General features: G+C 70.4%; 23 protein-coding genes and 1 pseudogene. 13 read left to right on the top strand and 11 right to left on the bottom strand.

All coding sequences use genetic code 11. The features are described from left to right. The first annotated feature begins 3 nt into the window (after positions 1–3). From VG296_RS29800 to VG296_RS29790, 3 genes are read left to right on the top strand one after another with little or no spacing between them, the layout of a single operon-like run. Positions 4–969, top strand: coding sequence for a DMT family transporter (locus tag VG296_RS29800; protein ID WP_325571823.1), 966 nt, complete (start codon positions 4–6; stop codon positions 967–969). 51 nt (positions 970–1,020) lie between these two features. Further along, the gene (locus tag VG296_RS29795; RefSeq protein ID WP_325571822.1) at positions 1,021–1,362 is read left to right on the top strand and encodes a YciI family protein; all 342 of its coding nucleotides are present in this window, start codon (positions 1,021–1,023) and stop codon (positions 1,360–1,362) included. 7 nt (positions 1,363–1,369) lie between these two features. After that, positions 1,370–2,596, top strand: coding sequence for an RNA polymerase sigma factor (locus VG296_RS29790; protein WP_325571821.1), 1,227 nt, complete (start codon positions 1,370–1,372; stop codon positions 2,594–2,596). Here VG296_RS29790 and VG296_RS29785 read toward each other — a convergent pair. Then, positions 2,547–3,185: a DUF998 domain-containing protein gene (locus tag VG296_RS29785; protein ID WP_325571820.1), complete on the bottom strand. Its 639-nt coding sequence runs from the start codon at positions 3,183–3,185 to the stop codon at positions 2,547–2,549. The two genes, VG296_RS29790 and VG296_RS29785, sit on opposite strands and share 50 nt — an antisense overlap. Before the next feature lie 266 nt (positions 3,186–3,451). Here VG296_RS29785 and VG296_RS29780 point away from each other — a divergent pair, with 266 nt between their 5' ends. Together VG296_RS29780 and VG296_RS29775 are read left to right on the top strand one after the other, a co-directional pair. Beyond that, entirely contained in the window at positions 3,452–4,735 is a 1,284-nt protein-coding gene (locus tag VG296_RS29780) for a citrate synthase (RefSeq protein ID WP_325571819.1), read from the top strand. Between the two features lie 72 nt (positions 4,736–4,807). Further along, positions 4,808–6,382 (top strand): ATP-dependent DNA ligase, encoded by a 1,575-nt coding sequence (locus VG296_RS29775; protein ID WP_325571818.1) that lies wholly within the window; start codon positions 4,808–4,810, stop codon positions 6,380–6,382. Here VG296_RS29775 and VG296_RS29770 read toward each other — a convergent pair. Both VG296_RS29770 and VG296_RS29765 read right to left on the bottom strand, forming a co-directional pair. After that, the gene (locus tag VG296_RS29770) at positions 6,351–7,934 is read right to left on the bottom strand and encodes a HAMP domain-containing sensor histidine kinase (RefSeq protein WP_325571817.1); all 1,584 of its coding nucleotides are present in this window, start codon (positions 7,932–7,934) and stop codon (positions 6,351–6,353) included. The genes VG296_RS29775 and VG296_RS29770 overlap by 32 nt on opposite strands. Further along, positions 7,931–8,632 (bottom strand): response regulator transcription factor, encoded by a 702-nt coding sequence (locus VG296_RS29765; RefSeq protein ID WP_325571816.1) that lies wholly within the window; start codon positions 8,630–8,632, stop codon positions 7,931–7,933. Before VG296_RS29765 ends, VG296_RS29770 begins: the two co-directional genes overlap by 4 nt. 250 nt (positions 8,633–8,882) lie before the next feature. Between VG296_RS29765 and VG296_RS29760 the strand changes: the two genes are divergently transcribed. The 3 genes from VG296_RS29760 (at position 8,883) to VG296_RS29750 (ending at position 13,185) form a co-directional block, all read left to right on the top strand. Next, positions 8,883–10,052 (top strand): NAD-dependent epimerase/dehydratase family protein, encoded by a 1,170-nt coding sequence (locus VG296_RS29760; protein WP_325571815.1) that lies wholly within the window; start codon positions 8,883–8,885, stop codon positions 10,050–10,052. Continuing rightward, positions 10,049–10,990 carry an NAD-dependent epimerase/dehydratase family protein gene (locus tag VG296_RS29755; RefSeq protein ID WP_325571814.1) on the top strand — a complete coding sequence of 314 codons (942 nt, stop codon included), beginning with the start codon at positions 10,049–10,051 and terminating at the stop codon, positions 10,988–10,990. Before VG296_RS29760 ends, VG296_RS29755 begins: the two co-directional genes overlap by 4 nt. Positions 10,991–11,058: 68 nt before the next feature. Further along, positions 11,059–13,185 carry a glycosyltransferase family 2 protein gene (locus tag VG296_RS29750; protein WP_325571813.1) on the top strand — a complete coding sequence of 709 codons (2,127 nt, stop codon included), beginning with the start codon at positions 11,059–11,061 and terminating at the stop codon, positions 13,183–13,185. Here the strand turns inward: VG296_RS29750 and VG296_RS29745 are convergent. From VG296_RS29745 to VG296_RS33330, 3 genes and pseudogenes are all read right to left on the bottom strand, one after another. Further along, positions 13,086–13,538: a GtrA family protein gene (locus tag VG296_RS29745; protein WP_325571812.1), complete on the bottom strand. Its 453-nt coding sequence runs from the start codon at positions 13,536–13,538 to the stop codon at positions 13,086–13,088. The genes VG296_RS29750 and VG296_RS29745 overlap by 100 nt on opposite strands. Before the next feature lie 47 nt (positions 13,539–13,585). Next, positions 13,586–14,794 (bottom strand): annotated as a pseudogene (locus VG296_RS33080) (MMPL family transporter); the annotation flags it as partial. Between the two features lie 121 nt (positions 14,795–14,915). Further along, positions 14,916–15,266: a hypothetical protein gene (locus VG296_RS33330; RefSeq protein ID WP_325571811.1), complete on the bottom strand. Its 351-nt coding sequence runs from the start codon at positions 15,264–15,266 to the stop codon at positions 14,916–14,918. A gap of 213 nt (positions 15,267–15,479) precedes the next feature. On the opposite strand from VG296_RS33330, the gene VG296_RS29725 reads away from it, so the two are divergent. Then, positions 15,480–16,274 carry a hypothetical protein gene (locus tag VG296_RS29725; RefSeq protein ID WP_325571810.1) on the top strand — a complete coding sequence of 265 codons (795 nt, stop codon included), beginning with the start codon at positions 15,480–15,482 and terminating at the stop codon, positions 16,272–16,274. 16 nt (positions 16,275–16,290) lie between these two features. On the opposite strand, the gene VG296_RS29720 is transcribed toward VG296_RS29725, so the two are convergent. Continuing rightward, positions 16,291–16,677: a metalloregulator ArsR/SmtB family transcription factor gene (locus tag VG296_RS29720; RefSeq protein WP_325571809.1), complete on the bottom strand. Its 387-nt coding sequence runs from the start codon at positions 16,675–16,677 to the stop codon at positions 16,291–16,293. Between the two features lie 63 nt (positions 16,678–16,740). On the opposite strand from VG296_RS29720, the gene VG296_RS29715 reads away from it, so the two are divergent. Beyond that, positions 16,741–18,780, top strand: a complete 2,040-nt coding sequence (locus VG296_RS29715; RefSeq protein ID WP_325571808.1) for a heavy metal translocating P-type ATPase — start codon at positions 16,741–16,743, stop codon at positions 18,778–18,780. Here VG296_RS29715 and VG296_RS29710 read toward each other — a convergent pair. The 3 genes from VG296_RS29710 to VG296_RS29700 are packed head-to-tail and all read right to left on the bottom strand — an operon-like array spanning position 18,772 to position 21,037. Then, positions 18,772–19,524, bottom strand: a complete 753-nt coding sequence (locus VG296_RS29710; protein WP_325571807.1) for a GntR family transcriptional regulator — start codon at positions 19,522–19,524, stop codon at positions 18,772–18,774. The two genes, VG296_RS29715 and VG296_RS29710, sit on opposite strands and share 9 nt — an antisense overlap. Then, complete coding sequence (locus VG296_RS29705; protein ID WP_325571806.1) at positions 19,521–19,679, bottom strand: hypothetical protein; 159 nt, start codon at positions 19,677–19,679, stop codon at positions 19,521–19,523. Before VG296_RS29705 ends, VG296_RS29710 begins: the two co-directional genes overlap by 4 nt. Continuing rightward, complete coding sequence (locus VG296_RS29700) at positions 19,676–21,037, bottom strand: extracellular solute-binding protein (protein ID WP_325571805.1); 1,362 nt, start codon at positions 21,035–21,037, stop codon at positions 19,676–19,678. Before VG296_RS29700 ends, VG296_RS29705 begins: the two co-directional genes overlap by 4 nt. 233 nt (positions 21,038–21,270) lie before the next feature. On the opposite strand from VG296_RS29700, the gene VG296_RS29695 reads away from it, so the two are divergent. Both VG296_RS29695 and VG296_RS29690 read left to right on the top strand, forming a co-directional pair. Continuing rightward, positions 21,271–22,695 carry a cellulose binding domain-containing protein gene (locus tag VG296_RS29695; protein ID WP_325571804.1) on the top strand — a complete coding sequence of 475 codons (1,425 nt, stop codon included), beginning with the start codon at positions 21,271–21,273 and terminating at the stop codon, positions 22,693–22,695. 93 nt (positions 22,696–22,788) lie between these two features. After that, entirely contained in the window at positions 22,789–23,553 is a 765-nt protein-coding gene (locus VG296_RS29690) for an SDR family oxidoreductase (protein ID WP_325571803.1), read from the top strand. 68 nt (positions 23,554–23,621) lie between these two features. On the opposite strand, the gene VG296_RS29685 is transcribed toward VG296_RS29690, so the two are convergent. Then, entirely contained in the window at positions 23,622–24,533 is a 912-nt protein-coding gene (locus VG296_RS29685; protein ID WP_325571801.1) for a hypothetical protein, read from the bottom strand. Between the two features lie 188 nt (positions 24,534–24,721). Between VG296_RS29685 and VG296_RS29680 the strand changes: the two genes are divergently transcribed. Continuing rightward, a complete protein-coding gene (locus VG296_RS29680) occupies positions 24,722–25,519 on the top strand; it encodes a polysaccharide lyase family 7 protein (RefSeq protein ID WP_325571799.1) in 798 nt (265 codons plus the stop codon). The last annotated feature ends 36 nt before the right edge of the window (positions 25,520–25,555 follow it).

Below are 25,555 nucleotides of genomic sequence, written 5' to 3'. Positions count from 1 at the left end.
CTTGTGGGAACTATCGAGACCGTCACCGCACCGGTGAATCAGAGCACGCACACCGCCGCTCGCGGCCGCGGCCGGGTGCGCCGCGTCGCGGTCGGCGCCTTCGCGATGTCCCTGGTCGGAAGCAGCGTCGGGATCTCGCACGCGCTGATCTCGGCGCCCCTGTTCACCGCTCAGGCGATCCGCTACGTGGCGGCGGCCGGCATCCTGATCACGCTGGCCAAGCGTGCGCGGGTGCAGCTGGTCCGACCGCGCGGCCTGGAGTGGCTCTGGCTCTCCGGGATCGCGGCGCTCGGCCTCGTGCTGTTCAACGTCGCGGTCGTGCGCGGTGTCGCGCACGCCGAGCCCGCGGTCATCGCGGTCGCGGTCGCCTGCGTGCCGGTGGTCCTCGGCGTGGCCGGACCGCTGCTCGAACGACGCACCCCGAGTGGCAGAGTGCTGATCGCCGCGGTGATCGTCACCGCCGGGAGCGCGCTCGTCGAGGGTACCGGCCACACCGACGCGGCGGGCGTGGCGTGGGCGGCGGTGGCGCTGGTGTGCGAGGCCGCGTTCACCCTGCTCGCGGTTCCGGTGCTGCCGCGGCACGGGGCGTGGGGCGTCTCGGTGCACTCGGTGTGGATCGGGGCGGTCATGCTCGCGGTGCTCGGCGTATCGACCGAGGGCCCGGGGGCGGTGACCCGTCTGACGGCGGCCGACTGGGCGGCGATGGGCTACCTGGCGGTGCTGGTGACCGCGGTCGCCTTCCTGCTCTGGTACTCGACCGTCGTCGCGCTCGGCGCCGGGCTCGGCGGCCTGATCACCGGCATCGCGCCGATCTCGGCGGCCGTCGTGGGCGTCGCGGTCGAGGGACGGGTGCCCAGCCTTCCGGTCTGGTGCGGCGTGCTCGTCGTGCTCGCCGGGCTCTCCGTGGGACTGTTGGGGAAAGATTTTTCGCGCGAGCCTGTAGTAGAAGTGCCCGCCCGTTCGTCATAGGGACGAAGAGGCGCACGGCGCCACCCGAGATACCCGCGAACGGAGCAGATCATGAAGTACCTGATGCTGGTGTGCGTGGACCCCGACCTCGAGCCGGGGGCCGCCGAAGGAGCGCCGGACGTCGAGGACTGGGTCAGCGAGACGGACGGCAAGGGCATCCGGCTGATGGGCGACCGCGTGCGCCCGGGCAGCGAGGCCACCACCGTGCGCGTGCGCAATCGCGAGGTCCTGCTCTCCGATGGCCCGTACGCCGAGACCAAGGACCTGATCGCCGGCTTCGACGTCCTCGAGTGCGCCGACCTCGACGAGGCGATCGAGGTCGCGTCCCGGCACCCGATGGCCTGGGGCGGCGTGCTGGAGCTGCGGCCGTTCTGGGTCGACGACCAGGACTGATCGGGCGATGGGCGAGGAATCGGTCGGCGAGTTCATCGCCGGGATCTACGCCGACGGGTGGAGCCGGATCGTGGCCACCATGATCCGGTTCACCGGCGGCGACTGGGACCTGGCCGAGGAGTGCGCGCAGGACGCGTTCGCCCGGGCGCTGCGGACTTGGCCGGGCACCGGCGTCCCGCGGCAGCCGCTGGCCTGGCTGACCACCGCCGCCCGCAACCGCGCGGTCGACCGGATGCGCCGCGCGTCGACCGAGGCGGCGAAGCTCAGGGAGTGGGCCGCGATGGAAAGCCTGCAGCCGCCGCCGTACACGAGCGACGGGGAGATCCCGGACGAACGACTCGAGCTCATGTTCACCTGCTGCCACCCCGCGCTGAACCTCGACGCGCAGGTGGCGTTGACGCTGCGCACGCTCGCCGGTCTGAGCACCGCCGAGATCGCGCGCGCCTTCCTGGTGCCGGAGCGCACGATGGGCCAACGCATCTTCCGCGCGAAGCAGAAGGTCGCGCACGCGGTCATCCCGTTCCGGGTGCCGCCGGCGCACCTGCTGCCGGACCGGCTCCCGGCGGTGCTGCACGTGCTCTACCTGCTGTTCAACGAGGGCTACAGCGACCAGCGGCACAAGACGCGGCTGAGCCTGGAGGCGATCCGGCTCGCCCGCGTGCTCGCGGCGCTGATGCCCGACGAGCCCGAGGCGCACGGCATGCTCGCGCTGATGCTGCTGCACGACGCACGCAGCCCCTCGCGCGCCGACGCGGCCGGGGAGATCACCACCCTGGCCGAGCAGGACCGCTCGCGGTGGGACCGGGAGCGGATCACCGAGGGCACCGCGATCCTCGAGCGTGCGCTGCGCACCCGCCGGGCCGGGCCGTTCCAGATCCAAGCGGCGATCGCGGCCTGCCACGCCACCGCCGCGTCCACGGCGGACACCGACTGGCCGCAGATCGTCGGCCTCTACGAGCAGCTCGCGCGGGTGGCCCCGAGCCCGATCGTCGAGCTGAACCGCGCCGTGGCCCTCGCCATGGCACAGGGCCCGGAGGCGGCGTTGCCGCTGGTCGACGCTCTTGCCGAATCGGGCCGCCTCGACGGCTACCACCTGCTGCACGCCACCCGCGCCGACCTGCTGCGACGCTGCGGCCGCGACGCCGAGGCCGCCGACTGCCTCCGCGCGGCACTCGCCCTCGCGCCTACCGAGGCCGAACGGCGTCTTCTCGCCCGGCGGCTCTCAGCGGGCTGACCTCGCGACGGCGCAGCGACGCGACGCACGCCACGACGACGACGAGCGGCCAGGCCGCCTGGACGGCGGTCAGGATCCGTTCGGCGAGTCCCGCGACGCTGTGACCGTGCAGTTCGATCAGGAACCACGCGGCGCCTGCCGCCATCACGACCGTGACCACGGTCCCGGTCGTCGGCCGCAGTGCCCAGACCGCGGAGGTGTCGCGTTCCGCGGCCAGGACCGGAAAGAGCGCGAGGAGCGTGAATCCGATTCCGGTGGAGACCAGGTGGCGCAGCGACGTACCGCCGGCCGGTTCCGGCGAGAGCGCCACCACCACCGAGGCCACTCCCCCGCACGCCAGCACCACCCGCCCGGAGAGGGCCGCGGCGCGAAGGCCGATGGCGGTCGCGAGGTGGCAGACCCCGAGGACGTACAGCGAGCCGGTCATCAGCCACGGGTCGGCCGCGCCCTGCGCGGCCAGCGCACTGATGGAATCGACCATCGCGTCGTACCCCGCTGGCTGCAGCGTTGCGGCGAGCGCCCATCCGCAGATCAGCGCCACGGGGGCGCAACCCGCCGATACCAGCGCCCACCACGGAACCAACATCATGCATCCAACGTAAATTCTGGCCCGCCGGATCGCCCGGATCTCCGGCCGATTGTTCGTGCCGCTGAGCGTGCGGCGGGTGCTCCAGCGCTGGGCCGAATGGGCGAGGAGGGCGCGGCGCGGCCGGATGCCCTCCCTCGTAACAGCTTCACCCGATCGGCCCGTTTGAGTTCAGTAACTCGCTTGGGTGCATGCAGAGTGCTAGACGTGGAATGAGTGCTCGATGCTCGATCCAACCAAACGCCAAGAGCAGTCACGGAGGCTCGGTCATGTCCACTCCCACCGATGACGAGGCCCAAGTCGAACTGCGCTATCCGGGCGGCAGCCTCGACCTGCCGATCCGGCCCGCCACCGAGGGCGCCGGGGGCATCGAGCTCGGCCGCCTGCTGAACCAGACCGGCCTGGTCACGCTGGACACCGGGTTCGTGAACACGGCGGCGTGCACCTCGTCGATCACCTACATCGACGGCGACGCCGGGATCCTGCGCTACCGCGGCTACCCCATCGACCAGCTCGCCGAGCGGTGCAGCTTCCTGGAGGTGAGCTATCTGCTCATCTACGGCGAGCTGCCGACCGCCGCGCAGCTCGCCGACTTCTCCGGGAAGATCACCCGGCACACGCTGCTGCACGAGGACCTGCGGCGCTTCTTCGACGCGTTCCCGCGCAACGCGCACCCGATGTCCGTGCTGTCCTCCGCGGTCTCGGCCCTGTCCACCTTCTACGAGGACAGCCTCAACCCCTTCGACGACGAACAGGTCGAACTCGCCACGATCCGGCTGATGGCGAAGCTGCCCACGATCGCGGCGTACGCCCACAAGAAGTCGGTCGGCCAGCCGGTCCTCTACCCGGACAACTCGCTCGGGCTGGTGGAGAACTTCCTGCGGATGACCTTCGGTCTGCCCACCGAGCCCTACGACGCCGATCCGCTGTTCGTGCACGCACTCGACGTGCTGTTCATCCTGCACGCCGACCACGAGCAGAACTGCTCCACCTCGACCGTGCGGATGGTCGGCTCGGCCGAGGCGAACCTCTTCGCCAGCATCTCGGCCGGCATCAATGCCCTGTTCGGCCCGGCGCACGGCGGCGCCAACGCGGCGGTGCTCGACATGCTGATGCGCATCCACGAGTCCGGCGACCACGTCGACACCTTCGTCGAGCAGGTCAAGGACCGTTCCGCGCGCGTGCGCCTGATGGGCTTCGGCCACCGCGTCTACAAGAACTACGACCCGCGCGCCGCGATCGTGAAGAAGATCGCCGACGAGGTGATCACCAAGACCGGCGGAGACCCGCTGCTGGACCTCGCCAAGCAGCTCGAGGAGCGCGCGCTGTCCGACGACTACTTCATCGAGCGCAAGCTGTATCCGAACGTGGACTTCTACACCGGTCTCATCTACCGCGCCCTCGGCTTCCCCACCCGCATGTCCACCGTGCTGTTCGCCATCGGACGGCTGCCGGGCTGGATCGCGCACTGGCGCGAGATGATGGCCGACCCGGCGACGAAGATCGGCCGCCCCCGGCAGGTCTACACCGGCCACGGCGAACGCAGCCTCTGAACATCCGCAGCCTCTGAACATCCGAGCACGACGCGACTCGCCATCGGCCGGCGGGCGGGGCAGGATGGGAGGGTGCTGTTCGCCGACGTGGTCGATGCCTCGGCCGTCGTGTCCGCGACGCGGTCGCGGCTGAAGAAGGTCGAAGCGCTGGCCGGGGTGCTGCGCGCCGCGGCCGAGGCGAGCGATGGCGACAGGGGCGAGGGCCGGGGCGCGGCGGCGGTGCGGGCGGTGACCGGGTTCTTGACGGGCGTGCCGGTGCAGGGCCGGATCGGGACGGGGTGGCGCACGCTGGTGCAGCTGGAGCGGCATCCGGCGGAGGCGGCGAGCCTGACGGTCGCCGAGGTCGACGGGGCGTTGACGGAGCTGGCCGGGACCAGCGGGGTCGGGGCGCAGGCTCGGCGGGCGGCGCTGCTGGCCGCGATGATGGGGCGGGCCACCGCGGTCGAGCAGGACTTTCTGGTGCGGCTGCTGGCGGGGGAACTGCGGCAGGGCGCGCTCGAAGGCGTGATGCTCGACGCCGTCGCCCGGGCGTGCGGCACCGAGGGCGAGCGGGTGCGGCGGGCGTTCATGTTCTCCGGCTCGCTGCCGGACACCGCGGCGGCCGCGCTGCTCGGCGGGGCGCGGGTGCTGGACGGGTTCGGCCTGGAGCTCGGCCGGCCGGTCCGGCCCATGCTGGCGTCCCCGGCCGATTCGCTGGACGCGGCGCTCGAGGAGCTGGGGCCGGGGCTGCGGGTGGAGTACAAGCTCGACGGGGCCCGGATCCAGGTCCATCGCGACGGGGACGAGGTACACGTATTCACCCGCACTCTGCGGGAGATCACCGATGGCGTTCCGGAGCTCGTGGAGTTGGTGCGGGCCTTGCCGTGCCGGTCGGTGGTCCTCGACGGGGAGACGCTCGCGCTGGCCGACGACGGACGGCCGCGGCCGTTCCAGGAGACGATGAGCCGCTTCGGCGCCACCTCCGAGCGGGAACTGCTGCTGCGGCCGTACTTCTTCGACTGCCTGCATCTGGACGGGGACGATCTGCTGGACGTGGCGTTGGCCGAGCGGGTCAAGGCCCTGCGGCAGGCTGTGGGAGAGCACGTGATTCCGGGCATCGTGGAGCCGAGTGCGGCGGACGCCGTGACGTTCCTCGCCGAGGCGCTCGCGGCCGGACACGAGGGCGTCATGGTCAAGAAGCTGGACGCGCCGTACGCGGCCGGGCGGCGCGGCCGGACCTGGCAGAAGGTCAAGCCGGTGCACACGCTCGACCTGGTCGTGCTGGGGGCCGAATGGGGGCACGGACGACGATCCGGCCTGCTCAGCAACCTGCACCTCGGCGCCCGCGACCCCGACGGCGGACCGCCGGTGATGGTGGGCAAGACGTTCAAGGGCCTCACCGACGAACTGCTCGCGTGGCAGACCTCGACGTTCCCGGAGTACGAGAGCAGCCGCACGGACTGGACCGTGTTCCTGCGCCCGGAACTGGTCGTCGAGATCGCGCTCGACGGCGTTCAGGTCAGCCCGCGCTATCCCGGCGGCGTCGCACTGCGGTTCGCCCGCGTGGTGCGCTACCGCTCGGACAAGACGGCGGCGGAGGCGGACACGATCGACACCGTGCGCGCGCTGCTGCCGGTCAGCTCACGGCCATCGGAAGACTCAGCGTGAAGCAGGCGCCTCGGCCGGGTTCGCTGTACACGGTGGCACTGCCGCCATGGGCCTCGGCGATGGCCGCGACGATGGCCAGGCCGAGGCCGCTGCCCTGCTGCGCGGTGGTCCGCGCGCGCGACGGATCGGCGCGGTAGAAGCGTTCGAAGACGCGCGCGGCCTCCGCGGCGCTCAGGCCGTGGCCGGTGTCGAGCACGTCGAGCGCGTAGCGACCCGGCTGCTCGTCCGGCCGAACCCGAACGGTGATCGCGGTGCCCTCGGGCGTGTGCCGCACGGCGTTGGTCAGCAGGTTGTCCACGGCTTGGCGCAGCCGGTTCTCGTCGCCGATCACGACGGGTTCGCGCTCGCCGCGCGCGACGAACAGGTCGATGCCGCGGTCGGCCGTCCTGGCCCTGGCCGCGGTGATCGAGTCGGCGGCCAGCGCGACGAGGTGTACCCGGTCGCGCGCGAGGGGACGCTCCTGGTCGAGCCGGGCGAGCAGCAGCAGGTCCTCGACGAGCAGGCCCATCCGCGTCGCCTCGTCCTCGATCCGGCGCATCAGATCGGGCATCTGCCGCGCGTCCACGGCGCCCTGCCGGTAGAGCTCCGTCAGGCCGCTGATCGAGGCGAGCGGGGTACGCAGTTCGTGGCCCGCGTCGGCGGCGAACTGACGCATGTGCGCCTCCGAGCGCAGTGCCTCGGCCTCGGAGCGCGCCTGCGCGCTGAACGCGGCCTCGATCTGCCCGAGCATGCCGTTGAGCGAACGGGACAGTTGGCCGATCTCCGTCTTCGGATGGCCGTGCGGGATACGCCGGGTCAGATCGCCGGCCGAGATCGCGGACGCGGCGGCCTCGATCTGCCGCAACGGTCGCAGCGTCCTGCGAACCAGCACGTAGCCGAGTCCGAGCAGCGCGAGACCCACGGCGACGTCCACGGTGATGTCGAGATCGTCGAGGTGGGAGACCGTGGCGTCGACGCTGCTGAGCGGGGTCGCGACGACGACATAGCCGTCGACCGTCGCCTTCGATTTCGACGGAGGAGTACTGAGCGCGGAGTCGTGATCGGCGGAAGCCGCCGGGAGCGGGGCGACGAACGTTTCGACGTACCGCGCGTTCACGACCGCGACCTGCCATTCGATCTTGGTGGAGCCGATGGTGCTGGTCTCGGTGATCGGGTTCCCGGACTCGGCCGCGGCGAGCAGGGCCTCCTTCGAAGGCAGCGGCGGCACGGCGGTGGACTGGCTGACAGTCGCGTCGCAGGCCGCGAGCGCCGTCGACCCCTGCGCGGTGGTCAACAGTTCCACGGCGTTGTCGCTCGGCAGGTTTCCGCAGTTCAAAGACTGGTAGGTGGGCTTGTCCCAGTGCGCGCTCGAGATCGTCCGGGCGATGGTCGTCAGCTGCTGGCCGCTCTGATCGACCAGGTATTCGCGGAACAGATCGACGCCCAGGGCCCCGGTCACGCTCAGGCCGACCGCGGCCAGGCCCAGGGTGCCGAGCACGAGCCGGGCCCACAGCGGGATCCGGGACCACACCGGCTTCCGGGACCACACCGGTTTCCGGGACCACAGCCTCATTCCCCGACCCTGGGTTCCCGCAGGATGTAGCCGACGCCGCGCACGGTGTGCAGCAGCCGCGGCCCCTCGGCCTCGAGCTTCTGCCGGAGGAACGAGATGTAGGACTCGACGATGCCCTGCTGCCCGGCGAAGTCGTAGTTCCAGACGTGGTCGAGGATCTGCCCCTTGGACTGCACGCGGCCGCTGTTCGCCATCAGGTAGCGCAGCACCTTGAACTCGGTCGGCGAGAGGTCCACCCGCTTGCCGCCGCGGCGCACCTCGTGGGCCTGGTCGTCGAGTTCGAGGTCGGCCACGCGGTACTGCCCGGGCAGCGTGTCGCCGCCGTGCGAGCGCCGCAGCACGTTGTGGATGCGGGCGACGACCTCCTCGAGGCTGAACGGCTTGGTGACGTAGTCGTCGCCGATGGCCAGGCCCGCGACCTTGTCCTCGACGGCGTCCTTCGCGGTGAGGAACAGCACCGGCACGCGGCGCGACTGGCGCAGCCGTTCGGCGACGTCGAAGCCGTCCATGTCCGGCAGCATCACGTCCAGAATCACCAGGTCAGGAGCCTGGGACTCGGCCGCGGCCAGCGCCTCCCGGCCGGCGGCCGCGGCGCTCACCGCGAACCCGGAGAACCGCAGGCTCACCGAGAGCAGCTCCCGGATGTTCGGTTCGTCGTCGACGACCAGCAGATGAGCGAGCGGTTCCGGAAAGTCCATGTCGGCCATGCTCCGAGCCGTTCCTGAAATCTCCATGGAAGTTTCCCTGAAGACCTCTGCAGATTTCGCGCCCCGGATCGTGCCCGGCGCGGTCGTCGGTGCCGTGTCGGCGCTGTGGTCGACCCCGTGGCCAGCGCCCCGACGTGCAGGAACCTTGCAGGAACGGCCCAGAATCCGCTCATCAGCGCGCGTTGTGATGGATCCGTCGACGTCATCCGACGGCGGCAACCGAGAGATGAGGTGTGTTCGCATGCGGATCCTGGTGCTGGGCGCCGACGGATACCTCGGCTGGCCCACGGCGCTCCATCTGTCCGCCGCCGGGCACGAGGTCGGCGTCCTGGACAACTTCGCCCGCCGCGGCTACGACCGGGAACTGGGCGTGGAGAGCCTGGTGCCGATCGAGTCCTTCGACGCGCGCATCCGGGCGTGGCAGGAGGTCTCCGGCCGGACGCTCACGCCGTACGTCGGCGACCTGACCGACGCCGAGTTCACCACCGGCGCGGTGCGCGGCTTCCGCCCCGACGCGATCGTGCACTTCGCCGAGCAGCGGGCCGCGCCGTACTCGATGATCGACCAGGAGCACGCGGTCTACACCCAGTCGAACAACGTGGTCGGCACGCTGAACCTGCTCTACGCGATCGCCGAGACCGATCCGGGGATCCACCTGGTCAAGCTGGGCACGATGGGCGAGTACGGCACGCCGAACATCGACATCGAGGAGGGCTGGCTGGAGGTCACCCACAACGGGCGCACCGACCGGATGCTCTACCCGAAGAAGCCGGGCTCGTTCTACCACCTGTCCAAGGTGCACGACAGCCACAACATCGAGTTCGCCTGCCGGGTCTGGGGCCTGCGCGCCACGGACCTGAACCAGGGCATCGTCTACGGCCACCGCACCGAGCAGACGGCCGCGGATCCGCGGCTGGCGACCCGCTTCGACTACGACGCGGTCTTCGGCACCGTGCTCAACCGTTTCGTGATCCAGGCCGTGCTGGGCCGGCCGCTGACCGTGTACGGCGGCGGCGGGCAGACCCGCGGCATGATCGAGATCCGCGACACGGTCGAGTGTATCCGGCTCGCCTGCGAGAACCCGGCCGCGGCCGGCGAATTCCGGGTCTTCAACCAGATGACCGAGTCCTTCCGGATCGACCACCTGGCCAAGACGGTAGCCGAGGCCTACCCCGGCGACGTGCGCGTCGACCACCTGGACAACCCGCGCGTCGAGCAGGAGGAGCACTACTACCACGTGGTGCACTCCGGCCTGCCGCAGCTGGGGCTCGCGCCGCACCTGCTGTCCAACACCCTGATCGAGTCGCTGTTCCCGCTGGTCGCCGCGCATCGCGGCCGGGTCGATGCGGACGCGCTGCTGCCCGGCGTCCGGTGGCGCGGCGCGCTGCCGCAGACCGCGGACGCCGCATGACGGGCCCGGCGCCGGGCTCCCGGCTCGCCGGGAGCCGGATCCTGGTCACCGGCGGCGCGGGCTTCATCGGCGGGCACGTGGTGCGGGCGCTGGCGCAGGCGGGCGCGACCGTGCTGGTCGCGGACCGCAGGCCGGCCCCGGTCCCGGACGGCGGCCGGGTGCTGCTGGGCGATCTGTGCGACCCGGGCTTCCGCGAGCGGATCGTCACCGAGGACCTGGACGGGATCATCCACCTCGCGGCGGCGACCTCCGTGCTGGCCTCGGTGAACGACCCGGCGGGCGTGCACGACCTGAACGTCACCGCGACGGCCGGGTTGCTGGAGCTCGCGCGGGTGCGCGGCGTCCCGCGCTTCATGCTCGCCTCGACCAACGCGGTCGTCGGCGACGCCGGCGAGTCCGTGATCGACGAGCGGTGCGCGCCGCGCCCGCTGACGCCGTACGGCGGGTCCAAGGCGGCGTGCGAGATGCTGCTCTCCGCGTATCAGGGCTCGTACGGCATGATCACCTGCGCGCCGCGGCTGACGAACGTGTACGGCACCGGCATGGCAGCCAAGGACAGCTTCGTCCCGCGGATGATGCGCGCCGCGCGCGATGGCGGCAAGGTCGAGATATACGGCACCGGTGAACAGCGGCGTGACCTGGTCAACGTCCTCGACGTCGTGCAGGGCCTGGTCGTCGCCTGGCAGCAGGACGTGACCGGACCGCTGGTGATCGGCAGCGGCCACTCCGTCAGCGTGCTCGAACTCCTCGAGGCCGCGCGCACGGCCACCGGCATCGAGATCCCGGCGCGGCACGTCGCGGCCAAACAGGGCGAGATGCCGGCCGTGCGCGTGGACATCGGCCGGGCCGCCGCGCTCGGCTACGAGCCGGCGGTCGGACTGGAGGACGGCCTGCGCGAGGTCTGGGCGGATTTCCAGCGGACCCGAGCACGCGCGTGATCGCTCGGCCGGTACGCCGCGCTCGCGCTCGGCTTCGGACACTGCCGGGGCTCGCCCGCACGCACTGGATGTTCACGATCGTCCTGGTGCTCGGGCTGGCCGGCAGGGTTCTGACGATGGCGGCGTACTGGCCGGCCCTGTTCTACATCGACTCCTCGAGCTACCTGACCAACAGATTCACACTGAGCGCGACCGCGCAGGATCCGATCGGCTACTCGCTCATTCTCCGAGTGCTGCTGGACATCGGGCATCTCGGCCTGGTCGTCGCGCTACAGCACGCGGCCGGCCTCGCCATGGCGGCCTGCATCTACGCGCTGCTGCTGCGCAAGGGGGCGCCGCGCTGGCTCGGCGCCCTCGCGGCCGTCCCGGTGCTGCTCGACGCCTACGAATGGCAGATCGAACAGACCATCCTCTCGGACAGTCTGTTCCTGGCCATGGTCACGTTCGCCGTGACGATCCTGGCGTGGAACAGGCGTCCTTCGTGGAAGGCGATCGTGAGCGCCGGCCTGCTCCTCGGCTGCGCGAGCGTCGTGCGGACGGTCGGCGAGGTCGCGATCGTGCCCGCGGCCATCTATGTCTTGATCGTCGCGGGACCTACGTGGCGGCGCAGGCTGGCGACGTGCGCGCTGCTTACCGCGCTGTTCGCGGTTCCCTTGCTGGGCAACGCCGTCTACGCGTCTTTCGACACCGGAGGCTCGGTCCAGAGCTCCCAGAATCTGCTCTACGGCAGGCTCGCGACGGTGGCCGACTGCTCGCAGGTGCCGAGTGATCTGCGTTCACTGTGCCCGTCCGGATCGGTGGCCTATCGCAAGTCGCAGGGACCTGACCACTACGCGCACGACCCCAGCTCCCCGGTCGTGAAGGCCAGCACAGCGCAGGTGAACGCATTCGACGACTGGGTGCTCGAACACCAGCCGCTAGCGGTCGCGGAGGCGGTCGGTGGGGACTTCGTGCAGCTGTTCATCTCGCCGCGCGCCACGGTGAGCGGCGGCACGGACATCTCGCGCTGGCAGTTCCAGACCACGTTCCAGACGTGGACTCAGACGCCGAATGGATACGCGAATCTCCTGCAGGAGGCCGGAGACTCCGGAAACGGGCACCTGGACGTCGGCATCGCCCAGGGACTCCGGGCCTACCAGCTCGACGGCGGCTACACGCCAGGCTGGTTCTTCGGCGCCGCGCTGCTCGCGGGACTCATCGGTCTTGTCAGGCGGCGTTCCCCAGCGCGGGCGCAGATCGTGCTGTGGACCGGCACCGGGCTCGCGCTGCTGCTGGGCGCGGACTTCTTCGAATTCTCCTGGCGGTACCAGCTACCCGCCCTCGTCTTCCTACCCATGGGAGGTGCTTTTGCGATGATCAAGAACAAGCCGCTCCTCGAGAGTTACCCCGACACTGTCGACACCGACGCGACCGAGGAATTCCACGCACGACACGGCGGGGATCTCGCGCTCGGACCGGTCGTCGTGCTGATCGCCGCGTACAACGAGGCGGAGTCGATCGGCGCGGTGCTCGACAAACTGCCCGCGGAATGCCACGGCATGCACGTCGACCCGCTCGTCGTCGTAGACGGGGCAACCGACGCCACCGCGCAGGAAGCCCTGGCCCACGGCGCGTACACCTGCGTCGCTCCGACGAACCGCGGCCAGGGCGCGGCGCTGCGGCTCGGATATCACCTCGCTCACGAGGCGGGCGCCCGATACGTCGTCACGACCGACGCGGACGGGCAGTACGACACCGCCGAGCTGCCTCGGCTGCTCGCGCCGATCATGAACGACGAGGCCGATTTCACGACCGGATCGCGCATCCTCGGCCGTGACGAGAGCGGCAACCGCGTCCGGTTGGCGGGCTGCCGCTTCTTCGCCGCGCTCGTCAGCGTTCTGATGAAGGAGCGGGTGACCGACACGTCGTTCGGGCTGCGTGCGATGCGGGCGCAGGTACCGGTCTCGGTGACGCTCCGGCAGCCGCAGTATCAGTCATCGGAGTTGCTGATCGGCGTTCTGGCGCAGGGCTACCGGGTCCACGAGGTGCCGATGACGATCGCGCGGCGCGACGCGGGCCGAACGAAGAAGGGCAACGCGCTGGTCTACGGCTCCCGCTACGCCCGCGTCGTACTCGGCACCTGGTGGCGTGAGCGGCGGTCGGAGAAGACCAGGCGGTCGAACAGCACGAACTTGGCCACGAACACTATGCCGTAAGAGCCGAGGTACGCCGCGGCGAGGAGCACCGACTGCTCGCCGCGGCTTGTCACCGTCCCCTTGATCCACGCGTCGGTGACGGTCGTCGCGATGACCGCGAGCACTGCGGTACCCAGCGTGATCATCCAGTAGAGCACCAGCTCACGGACCTTCCCACCACGTGCGCCCGCGTCGTCGGCGCGCCATGCCCAGCGCCGGTTCAGCACGTAGTTCGGTACCGCTCCGGCCGCCCATGCGAGGATGGCCGCCCACTGCGGCCCGGCGCCGAAGTTGTAGGCGACTACCAGGACGAGCTCACTGCTGGCCATCGCGACGAGCGAACCAGCGCCGTAGCGGAGGAATGTGCCGATCATGGGACTCCCTTCGCTACGACGCTAGTCGAATAGCCTGAAAGATCTCTTTATATTGTGATTGTTTCTTCCACCTCCGCGCGGAGTTCGGCCGCGTGCAGCGCCCGCTCGCGGCGAGCGTCGAGGGACCGGCCCTCGATGTCCACCCGCGGCAGGATCCAGGCGAGCGGTCTGGGCAGCCGCCAGGCGCGCTCGCCGAGCATCGCGAGAACCGCCGGGACCAGCGTCATCCGGACGATGAAGGCGTCGAACAGGACCGCGATCGCGAGGCCGAAGCCGATCATCTTGATCAGGGAGTTGTCGGCGCCGATGAAGCCGGAGAACACTGCGGTCATGATCAGCGCCGCTGCGGTCACCACCCGTGAGCTGCTGCGGAAGCCCTCGGTTATCGCCGTGCGGGCGTCGGCTCCGTGCGTGTGGGCCTCACGCATCCTGGAGACGAGGAAGACCTCGTAGTCCATCGCGAGCCCGAAGATGATCCCGACCATGAAGATCGGCATCAGGGTCATGATGGGCCCGGTCTGGTGCACGCCGATCAGCGCCGCGAGCCAGCCCCACTGGAAGACCGCGACGACGGCGCCGATCGCGGCGAGCACCGAGAGCAGGAATCCGGCCGCGGCCTTGAACGGGATCAGCGTGGAGCGGAAGACGATCAGCAGCAGCAGGATCGCCAGGGTCAGCACCACCGCGAAGCAGGGGATCAGCGCGTGCTGCACCTTGGCTGCCGAGTCGATGTCGCTGGCCGTGGCGCCGGTGACCATGTACGTCGCGCCGGTGCCGTTCTGCAGGTCGGTGCGCTCGGCACGGATCGCGTTCACCAGATCGACGGTCACCAGCGCCGCTCCGGCCGCGGCCAGACCCATCTTCGTCAGCATCGGCACGCCGACGACGAACAATCCGGCCAGTCCGATCACGACCGTCAGACCGGCGAACACCACGGCGCTTCCGGCCGTACCCACCGCGAGACCGGCGGCTTCGCCCGCCTCGACGCCGTTCGCGCGTTCCTCCCGGTAGCGCGAGACGATGAAGACCGCGTAGTCGATGCCGACGGCCAAGCCGAGCATCGCGGCCAGGGTACCGGTCATCCCGGACAGGCCCAGCGCGTGGCCGAGCGCCGTGATCGCGGTCATGCTCACGCCGACGCCGACGATCGCCGTGATCAGCGGGACTCCGGCGGCGGCGAGCGAGCCGAAGGTCAGCAGCAGCACCAGGAACGCGGCCGCGATGCCGATGCCCTCGGTCGCGCCGCCCGCGGCGGGAGTCGCCGCGCCGAACGGGCGTCGGCGGCGGCGTTCCGCAGCGCCGTCTTCGCCGCGTCGGTCAGGCTGGTCGCAGGGACCTTATACGTCACGGTCGCGTACGCGGTCGAGCCGTCCTTGCTCACCGCGCCCGTCTGGAAAAGACGGCCACGCTCGCTACCTGCGGCCCGGCGGCCGCCGCGGACACGGCCTTCTCGATCGCGGACTTGTCGGCGGCGGACGTGACGTGCCCGGCCCGATCGACGAACACCAGTTGGGCGCTCGCCCCGCCCGAGCCGCCGGCGAAGTGCTCGCCGGCGACCGTGGCAGCCTGCTGAGACTCGGTGCCGGGCATCGTGAAGCCGTCGCTCGGCGCCGCGGGCGCTTCGGCCGCGGCGATCCCCAGTGCGACGAGGATGCCGATCCACATCGCGAGGAGGTACCAGCGCCGTCGGAACGCCGTGCGGCCGATGAAGGCCAGGAGGGCGGCCATGAGAGGTCTCCAGTTCGCAAGATTCGCTTCTGAGATCAGCCCTCTCGGCCCGCGGGTGCGGCCACGAGGGACCGCGCTCCCCGATCGATGGTGTAGCGCGCTACACCAGGGGCGCCGTTCCCCCGCATGGATACTCTGGGGTTGCGGCCCGCCGGACCCCGGCTTCTACTCGGTTGGGGTAGTACCGAGAAGGCGAGGAGGCGGGTCCGCACGATGCTTTCCGCTCGCGGTCTCTTCCAGGAGATCCATCAGAACGACGAGGCGTTCCGGCTGTTCTGCAGCATCGCCATGAGCGGCGAGAGCCAGGGCGGCTGGGAGAACGGCCGCATCTCCCGGCTGGTCGCCGACCCGGTGCTCGCCCCGAAGATCGCCCGGCACGGCGCCGACGAGGACAAGCACGGCCGCATCTTCCGCGGCCTGATGCGCAACCGCGCTCTCGAACCGGTCGAGGTGCCGCCGGAGACCGACTACACGGCGCTGCTCGAGAACCAGGGCATCGGCCTGGCGCACACGAGGCTGCGCGAGGACAAGCCGCTGAGCGAGCATGACATCACGGTCTACCTGGCGCACAGCCGCGTCACCGAGCAGCGCGCATCCGAGCAGATGAGGCTGCTGCGCCGGGTCTTCGAGCACGACTCGCACGTCGGCAAGGCGGTCCGTCAGATCAGTGCCGACGAGGACAACCACCTCGCGTACTGCCACGAGGAGCTGCTGAGGCTCGCGAAGGACGGACGCCGCGAGGAGATCGACCAGATCCTGCGCCGCACCGCGCACGCCGAGATCAAGGTCTACCGCGACGTCAGTCTCGCCGTGATGGCCCACATGGGCCGCATCCTCGGCTGGTCCAGGCCCAAGGCGGCGGTCCTGGCCGCGGGCATCCACGGCGTGTACGCGTACGAGCGTCTCGGCGGCTGGCGCAGGATGACCTCGCTGCACATGCCCAAGAAGCGCAACGCCCTCGGCGGCGGCCAGGCCATGCGCCAGCAGGTGCCCACGCGCACGGCGTAGCGGCCCGGGTCAGGGCTCAGGTGAGGGCTGAGCCGGGGACCTGGTCGCGGATGCCCAGGCGCAGGTGCTCGCTGTGGTAGACGGCCTGGTCGAGCAGTTGGGCGACGTGGTTGTCGTAGAGCGCGTAGATCGTGCTCTTGCCCTGCTTCGTGCCGGAGACCATGCCCAGATGACGCAGCAGGCGCAGCTGGTGGGAGACGGCGGACTGCTCCATCCCGATGTCCGCGGCGAGCTGGGTGACCGCGCAGGCGCCGCGGCGCAGCCGGGTGAGGATCAGCAGGCGGCTGGGGGTGGCCAGGGCCTGGAGCGTCTCGGCCACGGCCGCGGCCCTGGCGGCGTCCAGCACGGCGTGCGGCACGTCTTCGGCCCGCTGTTCGTCCTGTTCGGATGCGTAGTGGCCCATGCGAGCAGAGTATCAGCAGTGTTCGCATGAAGAAGTCTTCATGCAATCCGGTATAGTGGCGGCATGCCGACCGACGTGATCGCCGAAATGCGCGACGACGCAACCGACCTCCGGGATCGGACTGCCGCGGCGGGGACCGCAGCCGAACCCGGCAGCGCGCGTCGCCAGGGCATGCGGTCGGGCGTCTGGTCGCTGCCCGAGGTGCGCTGGGCGTCGCTGGCCACCACGTTGTTCCTGGTCGGCCTGGTCACCCACTTCGCGCACTCCCCCGCGTGGCTGCCCTGGACGTTCTTCCTCGCCTGCTATGCCGCCGGCGGCTGGGAGCCGGGTCTCGCCGGGCTGACCGCGCTGCGCGAGAAGACGCTCGACGTGGATCTGCTGATGGTCCTCGCCGCGATCGGCGCGGCCGCCGTCGGCCAGGTCCTCGACGGCGGTCTGCTGATCGTCATCTTCGCCACCTCCGGCGCCTTGGAGGCCGTGGCCACCCACCGCACCGCCCAGGCGGTGCGCGGGCTGCTCGATCTCGCCCCGGAACGCGCCGTGCGGCTGAGCGACGCGGGCGAGGAGGCGGTGGACGCGGTCGCCCTGAAGGTCGGCGACGTGATCCTGGTGCGTCCCGGCGAGCGCGTCGCCGCCGACGGCCAGGTGCTCTCCGGCGCGAGCGACGTGGATCAGGCCACGATCACCGGCGAGCCGCTGCCGGTCGCCAAGGCGGCGGGTGACGAGGTGTTCGCCGGAACGCTCAACGGCACCGGAGCGCTGCGCGTGCGCGTGGACCGCGAGGCTTCGCAGAGCGTGGTCGCGCGGATCGTCGCCATGGTCGAGGAGGCGTCCGAGACTAAGGCCAAGACTCAGCTGTTCATCGAAAAGGTCGAACAGCGCTACTCGATCGGCATGGTCACGGCCACGCTGCTGCTGTTCGCCGTCCCGCTGCTCGCCGGTGCCGCGTTCCAGCCCACGCTGCTGCGCGCGATGACGTTCATGATCGTCGCATCGCCCTGCGCCGTCGTGCTCGCGACCATGCCCCCGCTGCTCGCCTCCATGGCCAATGCGGGGCGCCACGGCGTCCTGGTCAAGTCCGCGATCGTGATGGAGCAGCTCGGCTCCACCACCCGTGTCGCGTTCGACAAGACCGGCACGCTCACCGAGGGCACCCCGCGGCTGGCCCGGATCAGCCTGCTGCCCGGCACGGACTTGACCGAGAAGCAGGTGCTCCACCTCGCCGCTTCCGCCGAGAACCCCTCCGAACACCCGCTCGCGCGCGCCGTCGTCAGCGCGGCCCGCGACGCCGGACAGGACCTCGCCCACGCGGACGAGTTCGCCGCGATCCCCGGCCAGGGAGTGCGTGCTCTGATCCAGGGACGCCTGATCGAGATCGGCAGCCCGGCGCGGCTGTTGGACGGTCAGGTTCAGGCGCCCGCGGCGGTCGCCGGGGCGGTGGCGGAGCTTGAGGGCACCGGCCATACCGCCGCGATCATGCTCGTCAACCGCGTCCCGGTCGCGGTGCTCGGCATCGCCGACCGCATCCGCCCGGCCGCCGCCAACGCCGTCACGCACATCACCTCCGTCACCGGCAGCGCACCGCTGCTGCTCACCGGCGACAATCAGCGTGCCGCCGACCTGCTGGCCGCCCAGGCCGGAATCACCGACGTACGCGCCGGTCTGCTGCCCGAGGACAAGGTCCAGGCCGTACGTGCCCTGGAAGCGGACGGCCAGCGCGTGCTGCTGGTCGGCGACGGCGTGAATGACGCGCCGGCCCTGGCCGCCGCGCACACCGGCGTGGCGATGGGCCGCGCCGGGTCCGATCTCGCCCTCGACACCGCCGACGCCGTGATCATGCGCGACGACCTCGCCACCGTCCCCGCGGTGATCACCCTCTCGCGCCGCGCCCGCACCGTGGTGACGGCGAACCTGGTGATCGCCTCCGTCATCATCCTCAGCCTGGTCGGCTGGGACCTGCTCGGTCACCTGCCGCTCCCGCTCGGTGTGCTCGGGCACGAAGGCTCGACCGTGATCGTCGGTCTCAATGGGCTGCGTCTGCTGCGCAAGTCCGTGTGGACCAAGGCGCTCGACGGCGCGAGATCAGCCGGAATGTCAACCTGATTCGCTGTCGAAGCTGAGCTTGGAGATGATCCGGTAGCGGTCGCCACGGTAGATGGAGCGGGCGAACTCGACGATGCGGCCGGAGGCGTCGCGGGTGGTGCGCTCGATCAGCAGCACCGGGGCGTAGACGGGGACGTCGAGCAGATCGGCCTGGTCGGGGTTGGTGACGGTCGGTTCGATGCTCTGGACGGCGTCGCTGACGACGACGTCGTAGCGTTCGCGCAGCAGCCTGTAGAAGTTGCCGGTCTCCATGTCGCGGGGCTCGAGGTCGGGGACGAGCTGCGCCGGGAGGTCGATGCGCTCGATCGCCATGGGGTCCTTGTCGACGAGGCGCAGCCGTACGACGCGCAGGACGGGATCGGCGGGCGAGAGCTTCAGGCGGGTGGCACGCGGAGCACCGGCGGGCGTGACGCGGAAGGTAAGCACCTTGCTGGTCCAGTCGCCCTCGGCCGGCGGGACGCCGAAGGCGGCCGCGCCGCCGCCGGTGAGCTCCTGGGTGATCTTGCGCGGGCTGGTGAAGGTGCCGCGCCCCTGCTGGCGCACCAGCAGCCCGATCCTGGTCAGGTCCTCGATCGCGGCGCGCACGGTGGGCCGGGAGACGCCGAGCGTGAGCGCGAGGTCCCGCTCGGGGGGCAGCGCGGTACCCGGCCCGGCCTGCTCGATCAGGTCGAGCAGGTACGTACGGACGCTGTCGCGCTTGGCGGTGGCGACCACGCGGGGACGGCTCGGCTGCACAGAGTTCACACCTCGATTTTCGCAGGCCGGTCCCACGTTTTCGACCAGACGTCGGAGGGGTCGGCGGCTCGCCGGGCGCTGAGCGCCCCGAGGCGGACGAGCTGCGGCGCGTGCGCGGCGAGCCGGTCGCGGAAGTCCGGGTAGTCGCGCGGCCCGCCGCTCACTGAGCCGCGTTGAGCGCCTGGTCGAGGCGCTTGTCGAAGGAGGTCGCGGCCTGCCGCGGGCTCTGCCCGCCGGTGGCGATCGAGGCGAAGAACTGGTTGATCGACGAGTCGGACTCGATCGTCGCCCAGCCGGGTGTGGCCGGGGTGGCGACGCTGCGCACGGCCGCCTGCGCGAAGGCCTTCGAGGTGTCGGAGAGCGAATCAGCGGTCTGCGTGATCAGCTGGGTGGACACCGGCGTCCAGCCGTCGATGCCGACGATGTCCGCCTTCCGCACCGCGGCGCTGGTGACCACCTTGAGGTACGCGAGGGCGAGCGACTGGTTCGCGCTCTTCGCGGCGATCGCGAGATCGGATCCGCCGAGGAAGACCGGCTGCGCGCTGCCCGGATTCCGGCCGGGGAACGGGAACGTGCCGATCTCGCCCAGCAGCGACGGGTTGTCCTTGAGCACCGTGTTGACGCTGGAGTCGAGGATCGTCGCCGCCTTGCCCTGGGCGAACAGCGCCGCCTGGTCCGGGCTCTTCGTGTCGACGTCCCTGGAGGCGGGGGTCGAGTACGTGTTCTGGAACGTCTTCCAGGTGCTCAGGCCCTGCTGGGCGGCGGCCAGGAACAGCGAGCCCGACCAGGTGCCGCCGGTGTCGGTGGCCAACTGTCCGCCCGCGTCCCAGACGAACTGGAGCGCGCCGTACCAGTACTCGCCGGGGAAGTAGAACGCGCTGAAGTCGGGCGCCGGGTTCGCCGCCTTGATCTTGTCGAGGTCCGCGGTGAGTTCGGCGTAGCTGGTGGGCACGGTGCCGATCCCGGCCGCCGACCACAGCTTCTTGTTGTAGATCACGGCCCGGTTGCCGGCGAACAGCGGCGCGGCGTACAGGTGGCCCGAGACGGTGGCCGGACCGGCGAGACCCGGCAGCCAGCTCTGGCCCTGCTCGAGTGCGGTCTGATCCGCGGTCAGATCGGCGAGCGCGCCGGTCGCGGCGAACAGCGGGACGTCGGTGTTGCCGATCTCGAGCACGTCAGGCGGGTCGTTCTGCGCGAGCGCGGTGCTCAGTTTGGTATTGGTATTCGACCATTCCTGAATCTGGACGTTGACCTTGGCGCCGGTCGCCTTGGTGAACGCCGCGTCGATGGCCGCTTGGTCCCGCGCGCTCAGGTCGCCGTCCATGTACCAGACGGTCAGGGTGCCGCCGGACTTCGCCGCGCCGGACGCGGCGGCCGGGGCGGTGGAAGCGCCGCAGGCCGCCGCACCGAGACCCAGCGCGAGCAAGCCGGCGCCGAGCGCGAGCCGTCGGCCGCTGTTGCGGCTGCGGCTGCGGCCGCGGCCGCGATGGGACGAGCTGTGCAAGAGGGAGCGCTGGTGCACGGGATCCTCCTGATGGGATGCGGAGCGCCGCCCGAACGCCCGTTGCGCGGGCGGCCGCCGTCTGCCGGGGAGGATGACACCTGACCTTTGGTCAAGTCAAGAGTCGACGAATGGTCCGGACCATTCGGCAAAGAAGGCTTGACACGTCGCTGACACCGCCGCATGCTCTGCGGAAACTGGACCAGGAACTTACCTGTGGTCAACTTTTCACCCTCCTAGAGAGTGAAACCCGCATGCGTCAGACGCCAGGCAGAAGGACCCTGGTGGCGGTCGGCGCGGCCATCGCACTCACCGCGGCCGCGCTGATTCCCACCATGTGGTCCGCACAGGCGGACACCCCGTCCGTCACCGTGCTCTACAAGACGAGCACCTCCGCCGTGAACGACGAGGTCGATCCCTGGTTCGAGCTCGTCGACAACACCGCGGCGGCGATCCCGTACAGCGAGATCACCATCGACTACTACTTCTCCGACCCCTCGAACGAGACGTACGACTTCGGTTGCGCCTGGGCCGTCGCCGGATGCGCGAACCTGACCGGCACCGTGCACGCGCTGCCGAATCCGACCTCGAACGCGGACCACTACCTGCAGGTCAGCTTCGCCGCCGGAGCCGGCTCGCTCGCCGCGGGCGCGAACAGCGGCGACATGCAGCTGCGGATGTGGCGCGCGGACTGGCAGAACATCAACCAGGCCAACGACTACTCGTTCAACGGCGCGGACACCTCGTACACCGCGTGGGATCACGTCACCGCGTACGAGAACGGCGCTCTCGTGTCCGGCACTGAGCCGAACGGGACCACCGCCAGCGCGTCCGCGTCCGCGTCGGCATCGGCATCGGCGAGCCCGACCGGCGGAAGCACCGGCTCGTCCGGCGTGCTGTTCGACGACTTCAACTACTCGGGCTCGAGCGACCCGAACCTCGCCGCACACGACTGGACCGTGCGCACGGCCGCGGGCGGCCCGGGCGTGAGCGGCGCGACCTGGTCGGCCAACGCGATCACGTTCCCCGCCTCCACCGCGGCCGGCGGCACCCACGTGATGAACCTGGCCGCCAGCACCGACGGCACGGCCGCGAACACGATCCAGTCCGAGCTCGACACCACCTCCCAGAAGTTCTTCCAGGGCACCTACGCCGCGCGCGTGTACTTCAACGACGCGCCGAGCACCGGCCCGAACGGCGATGACGTCAACGAGACCTTCTACTCGATCAGCCCGGACAACAGCCTGTACAGCGAGGACGACTTCGAATACCTGCCCAACGGCGGTTGGGGCGGCCCGGCGGTCTCGATGTACACCACCACCTGGTACAGCGCCGACGCGCTGGACCGCGTCACCAACGACACCCAGGGCAGCCTGCAGGGCTGGCACACCCTCGTGGAGACCGTGCTGAACGGTACGGTCACCTACTACATCGACGGCAAGCAGGTCTTCTCCAGCACCGGCAAGTACTACCCGCGCGAGGCCATGACCCTCGACTTCAACGAGTGGTTCATCAGCGGGTACCTCGCCAGCAGTTCCACCCCGCGCACCTGGAACGAGCAGGTCGGCTGGGTGTACTACGCGAACAGCCAGGCCCTGACCCCCAGTCAGGTCACCGCGAACGTGGCCGCCTACCAGCAGGCCGGAACCAGCTTCACGGACACCGTCCCGTCGTCTTGAAGCACTGGGTCCTGAGCACTGAGTCCTGAGCACTGAGTCCTGGATCGCTTCGCGACATGCCCCCGGCGGCGCGGTTTGCCTATACTCCGGCGCATGTCGCGAAGCAGCAGACTCACGGGAGGGACCGCGCTCGTCACCGGCGCGGGCAGCGGGATCGGCGAGGCGAGCGCGCTGCGCCTGGCCGCGGACGGCTGGACCGTCGTGGCCGCCGACGTGGACGACGGGGCGCTGGAATCCCTGCGCGAGCGTGAGCCGCGCATCAGGGTCGAGCACTGCGACGTCCAGGACGCGGACGCGGTGGCACGGCTGGCCAAGGCAGTGGGGCCGGTCGACCGGCTCGTGCACTCCGCGGCCGTTTCGCGGCTCGGCCCAGCGCTGGCGCAGCCGCGGGAGGAGTTCGACGCGATCTGGCGGATCAACTTCCTCGGCACGGTGAACATCGCGCGGGCGGTCGTCCCCGGAATGATCGAACGCGGTCGCGGCGAGGTCGTGCTGTACTCGTCGCTCGGCGGATGGGTCCCGGCGCGCAAGCTCTCCGCCTACGCGTCGTCCAAGGCGGCGGTCAACGCGTTCGCGGACGTACTCGAACAGGAGTGCCGGGGCAGCGGCGTGACCATCCGCTGCGTGTGCCCGAGCCAGGTGGACACACCGCAGTTCCGGCGCATCTCGGCCGAGGACCCCGCCGCGACCGCGCACCGCTCGGGGATGTCGGTCGATGTCGTCGTCGACGCGGTGGAGCGCTCGCTCGGACGCGGCGGCCTCTACGTCTTCCCCGGTACCACGGCCAAGGCGACGATCCTGCTCAAGCGCCATCTCCCCGGCCTCTTCGGCAAGATCCTCGAGCGTGAGACACGCTGATCCGCTGATGCCGGGTCGCCCGAGTTCTCACTCGCGTGACCCGGGTCTACGAGGTCATGCCGCGCGGCTCAGCCCCGCACGGAGATCGGCGTCAGCGGACCGCTCGGCACGGGGTTGTGCAGCCGCACGGTGAAGGCGCACTGGCCGCTCGCATTGCCCTGCACCTTATTCGGAGTGCCGCCGACCGCGTCGCCGAACTGCACGGCGGGGGTGTTCCCGAAGCAGCTCATGGATCCGCTGATGACGTTCGAGTCGACCTCGTCTGCGTCCGGGTCGCCGAACTTGTCGCCCTCGACGCGCACGCTGCCGCCGACGTTGTCGCGCAGCGCCCCGAACCAGCAGGTCCGCAGCCCGGTCACGGTGAGCTTCCCGGCGATGGCATTGTCCTCATAGTCGCTGAACACCGGGGACTGCAGCGCGGCGAAGACCCCTGAGGTCGGCACCTTGCAGGTCATCGTGGCCGGTCCGCCGCCCCCGCCGTTCTGGTCGACGCTGCCGTAGATCTTGCTCGCGTGCACGATGACGGCCAGCGCGTCCGAGCCGGCGAGGCTCCCGTCCACCTCGTTGACGCCGGTGAGGGTGCCGCCGGTCGCCGCCTTCGGGTCGTCGGAGCACGGCGAGTGGACGGGCAGGCAGCCCATCGCGAGCACCGCACCCTTCTGCACCCGAAGATTCCCGCGGACCAGCAGGCTCGACGTGCCGCTGTGGGCGACGTCGTTCAGCGCGAACGTGGCGTTGAGCGCCGAGTTGGGAGCAAGGGTGAGGTTCCCGTTCACCACGGCGGCGCCGCCGTTCACCTGGCAGAACCCCTTGATCACGACGTCGCCCCAGTACGTGCCCGCCAGCACACCGGGCGCCGACCCCGTACCCGAACACGTATGCGCGGACGTGGACATGGTGTGCGCACTCGCCGGGGCCGCTGCCAAGGCGAGGCCGGACAGCGCCAGCGCGGGCGCCACCAGATATGCCGATACCTTCATGAAAGGCCTCTCATAGATGTTGGTTGAGACCTAGCATCGCCGCGCCGCGGTCGGCGCCGGGGTATCCGAGCGGTGTCCGAACGGGTGATGTCCCGGTTCGGCGACCCTTGCGCGGGTGGCGGACTGGCGTTACCGTCCTCGCAATCAGATCGAAGAACAGCGTTCACATATAAGAACACGAGGATTTGATGATACCCGCACAAACCAACCCACACCGCCGCAGACTCGTCGTCGGCGCCCTCGTCACGGTCCTGACCGGCACCCTGGGCATGCTGCTGATCGACGGCACGATGCTGCCCGCCTCCGCCGCGCCCTCGGTCACCCCCAAGGCCACGGTCTCGATCTCCGGCTGGAACCTGACGCTGCCGGTCGACTCCTCCGGCTGTCAGTGCGGCAGCGCCGAACAGCTCTCCCCCGCGGCGATCAAGTCACCCTGGCTCACCCGCGCCTCTGACGGGTCGCTCGTCTTCTGGGCGCCGACCAAGGGGGCGACCACCCCCAACTCGGCCCACCCGCGCACCGAACTCGTCAGCACCAGCTCGTTCGCGGGCGACAGTTCGAGCACCCACACCCTCACGGCGACGCTGTCGATCCAGAAGTTGCCTCCGGCGAACGACATCATCGTCGGCCAGATCCACGGCGGCGGCTCGTCCTCGTCGATCCCGCTGCTGTTGCTGCACTACAACTCGGGCAGCCTCGACGTGTGGGTGCGCCCGACCCCCAGCACCGGCAGCCAGAAGGTCGCGACGCTGGTCACCGGCGTGCCGCTGAACAAGTCGTTCTCCTACACGATCAGCGAGACCGGTTCGAGCATGCACGTCTCGACCACCTACGGAGGCTCGACCAAGAGCACCACGATCGCTCTCGGCTCGGGCTTCGACGGCATGACCCTGCGATTCCAGGCCGGGGACTATCAGCAGTCGGACGCCAACTCCTCCTCCACCGAGGGCGGAAAGCTGACGATCACGGCGCTCTCCCAGAGCTAGTTCAGGGGTTGAAGCAGGCGCGCGGAACGGTCGTCG

This window comes from Actinospica sp. (assembly GCF_035552695.1).
In the GTDB taxonomy this organism is placed as follows: domain Bacteria; phylum Actinomycetota; class Actinomycetes; order Streptomycetales; family Catenulisporaceae; genus Actinospica.
Note: the sequence above shows the minus strand (reverse complement) of the source record. Positions and strands in the feature narration are given on the sequence as shown.